The sequence below is a fragment of the Planococcus sp. CAU13 genome, from assembly GCF_000775575.1.
GTDB lineage: Bacteria > Bacillota > Bacilli > Bacillales_A > Planococcaceae > Planococcus.
In genome coordinates, this window is sequence record NZ_JRGN01000182.1 from 1 (window position 1) to 695 (window position 695).

The 695-nt window shown below is 53.4% G+C and carries 1 protein-coding gene; it reads left to right on the forward strand.

Features of this window, described 5'->3' with window-relative positions; genetic code table 11:
* The coding region (locus KW93_RS07830; protein ID WP_033542440.1) for a M23 family metallopeptidase at positions 1-612 on the forward strand (612 nt) is incomplete at its 5' end.
* Between the last annotated feature and the right edge of the window lie 83 nt (positions 613-695).

A 695-nucleotide genomic window follows, 5' to 3' on the forward strand; every position in this document is an offset into this window, starting at 1 on the left:
GAACGCGCAGCGGCTGAAAGAGCAGCGGCTGAGCGTGCGGCAGCCGAACGGGCAGCTGCGAAAAACGAAGCAGAACGCCAGGCAGCCAATGAGCGCGAAGCGGCAGCAAAACGCGAAGCAGCTGCGAAAGAAAAAGCAACTGCATCAGCACCGGCATCGTCTTCACCAGCCGCTTCTGCACCTGCAGTTTCAGCACCATCAAACAGCTCTGGATTTATTCGTCCGGCATCAGGACGCATCTCCTCGGCATACGGTTACCGCACAATCTTCGGAGCACGTGAATTCCACCACGGCATCGATATCGCCAACGGTACGGGAACACCAATCATGGCTTCGGCTTCCGGTTATGTAACATTTGCCGGATCAATGGGCAGTTACGGCAATGTCGTCATGATGACACATTCCATCAATGGCCAAACACATGCGACTGTATACGCTCATTTGAATTCCATTTCTGTAGGCCAGGGACAATATGTTTCCCAGGGCGGCCGCATTGGCGCAATGGGCAGCACAGGCCGTTCAAGCGGACCTCACCTTCACTTTGAAGTACACGTTGGCCCTTGGACTGGTTCACGCGCGAACGCAGTCAACCCATCAAATTACTTCAACTGATATAGAAAGAGCAGTCACCTTTGGGTGGCTGCTCTTTTTTGGTTTTAAAGGACTGATATGAAAAAGGCTTCGCGGACGCGAAG